The following is a 2614-nucleotide window of genomic DNA, read 5'->3' as shown; positions in this document are numbered from 1 at the left end:
CTCGCGCAATTTCGGCTGCGGCGTCGGATTGCGGGTCGCCGGCAGCGTCGGCGTCAACCTGCCGCTGGGCGCCTCGGTGATCGGTACGGTGGAACACCTGCCCGATTTCGGCACCTGCGCCGCGCCGCGCGCCAACACCAATGTCGGCATCAGGCTGGGGTTCCGGTTTTAGGCGACCTGGCCAGCCGCCCAGCCCGAGGCCCAGGCCCACTGGAAATTGTAGCCGCCCAGCCAGCCGGTGACATCGACCACCTCGCCGATGAAATAGAGTCCCGGCACATCGCGGGCCGCCATGGTCTTGGCATCAAGGTCGCGGGTATCGACGCCGCCCAGCGTCACTTCGGCCGTACGGTAGCCTTCCGAGCCAACGGGCTTGAGCGTCCAGGCCTTGAGCATGGCTTCCACCGCGGCGAGCTTCTTGTCGGAGAAATCGCCGATCATGCCAGGCAGGTCGAGTTCGTCCCCCAGCAGCTGCGCCAGCTTCTTGGGCAAGAGGCCCGCCAGCACGGTCTGCACGTGCAATCTGGGAGAAGTTCGCCGGCTTTCTTGCAGCAAGTTCCCGGCATGCTGGTGCGGCAGCAGGTCAACCGTGATGGTGTCGCCCTCGCGCCAATAGGACGAAATCTGCAGGATCGCCGGTCCAGAGAGTCCGCGATGGGTGAAGAGCAAAGCTTCCTCGAACGCCGTCTTGCCGTGGCTGACAATGGCATCAGTGGCGATGCCAGACAGCTCCTTGAGCTTGTCCAGCGCCCCGGTTTCGAAGGTCAGCGGCACTAGAGCCGGACGCGTATCGGTGAGCCGCAGGCCGAACTGCGTGGCCAGCTGATAGCCAAGGCCGGTCGCACCCATCTTGGGAATGGATTTGCCACCGGTGGCGACGACCAGGCTGTCACAGGTGATGGATGACGTGCTGAGCTGCACGGCAAAGCCACTCTCGTTGCGGCTGACGCTCTCGACCGATGTTTCCAGCACCAGCGTCACGCCAACCTGGCGCATCTCGCCCAGCAGCATGGTGTTGATCTGGGTCGCCGGCCCGTCGCAGAACAGCTGGCCCAAGGTCTTTTCGTGGAAGGTGATGCCATGCTCGCGCACCAAGGCGATGAACATTTCGGGCGTGTAGCGGGATAGAGCCGACAGCGCGAAGCGCGGATTCTGGCTCAAAAACCGGTCACGGCCCTTGTCCGTGGTGGCGTTGATATTGGTGAAGTTGCAGCGCCCGCCGCCCGAGATACGGATCTTCTCGCCAGCATATTTGGCGTGGTCGACCACCAGCACGCTGCGCCCGCGCTTGCCGGCTTCGATGGCCGCCATCATGCCGGCGGCACCGGCGCCAAGGATCACGACATCATAATGGGGCATGGCAACTCACCGCGTCATTCCCGCAACGGCAGGAAGGGAAGGGTGGCTCTTAGTCGAAGTGCCACACCGTGCCAATGGTAACCTTGGAGCTCGAGGGCCCAGTGACCCCGGTCAGGCCCGGCGCGCCATCCATGCGGCCCAGGATCAGCGCCTCGCCACGCAGGGAGGCCTGGCCCCACAGGGCATATTCGACGCCGCCGCCAAAGGCATAGGCGCCCTGGCCCTCGACGAGACCCAGCCCGCCCGCGGCATAGGCATGGATGCCCTCGGTCGGCACGACGCCGAGGCGGGCGAGAGCCAGGGCATCAAAGCCCGCATCGCCGGAGGTGTCGTAGTTCACCCCGAGCTGGACTTCGACACCGGCGCGGAACATGTCTGACAGCGCATGGGTGTAGCCGGCGAAGCCGCCCATCTCGAAGCGGCTCAGATGCCAGCCCCAGCCATAGTCGTCAAAGAAGTTGAACTGTGGGTCGGTCAGCCCGCCGATATTGATGCCAGCATGGAAGCCGGTGAAATCGGTCACCGGACCGGAATTGAACGTCGTCGCGGCCGGTCCGCCATCGCGCTGCCAGATCGCGCCCGAGGTGATCCGCATGGCCGAGGCGGCGGGAATGTTGTTGCCATTGGGCACTGGTCCGAGCTGGCCGATGCCGGCGGCTTCGAGCCGCAGGGCCATGTTCGATGTCACCATCACCTCGGCGCCGATGCCGGCCTCGAAGGCCCAGCTTTCGCCCATGCGCCCGGCGCCGCCCAGGACATAGACCAGCGTATTGTCGCCGGCGGCAAAACCGAGGCGGGCCAGCGCCATCAGGCGCAGATAGGCCGAGCCGAAGTCGGTGGCGACCGTGCCCTGCAGTTCGCCGCCGATGATCACGCCCGGCGCCACCGGCTGGTTCCAGCCGACCACGCCGCCGAACTCGCCGCGAATATCGGCACCCACGGTATTGAAGTTGTTCTTGCGGGCCGAGATCGGGCCGAGCAGTACACCGGCATAAAGCCCCTCGAAGGCGCTGGGTGCGGTGAATTCGGCCATCAGGTCCGGGCTGAAATAGAGGGCATTGTCCCGGGCCGTGGCCTGTCCTGCCCCCAGCGCCACCGCCAGCAACGCCGCCGCAACTGCCTCAATACGCATTACCCACTCCCCCGAGCCCATCCGCAATTGCGCGCGTCAGGTGTTCACGCCGCTATAATTTAGACCGTTAACGGCGTCTTAGCATAGTCCTTGTTGCAGCGGTGCATCACTGATGGCGCTGCG

Annotated in this window: 2 protein-coding genes; both read right to left on the bottom strand. The window is 65.2% G+C overall.

What is annotated here, in order from left to right; translation table 11 throughout:
* Nucleotides 1-168: 168 nt before the first annotated feature.
* Nucleotides 169-1359, bottom strand: coding sequence for an NAD(P)/FAD-dependent oxidoreductase (locus tag V6M52_RS15655; protein ID WP_332701682.1), 1191 nt, complete (start codon nt 1357-1359; stop codon nt 169-171).
* A 49-nt stretch (nt 1360-1408) separates the two neighbouring features.
* Nucleotides 1409-2491, bottom strand: coding sequence for an outer membrane protein (locus V6M52_RS15650; protein ID WP_332701681.1), 1083 nt, complete (start codon nt 2489-2491; stop codon nt 1409-1411).
* Nucleotides 2492-2614 lie beyond the last annotated feature (123 nt).

The organism is Devosia sp., from assembly GCF_036676215.1.
Classification (GTDB): Bacteria; Pseudomonadota; Alphaproteobacteria; order Rhizobiales; family Devosiaceae; genus Devosia.
Note: the sequence above shows the minus strand (reverse complement) of the source record. Positions and strands in the feature narration are given on the sequence as shown.

What these genes read in the sequence shown, in the direction of transcription:
- V6M52_RS15655 (WP_332701682.1), bottom strand. Translation starts at nt 1,359, where the DNA reads ATGCCCCATTATGATGTCGTGATCCTTGGCGCCGGTGCCGCCGGCATG.
- V6M52_RS15650 (WP_332701681.1), bottom strand. Translation starts at nt 2,491, where the DNA reads ATGCGTATTGAGGCAGTTGCGGCGGCGTTGCTGGCGGTGGCGCTGGGG.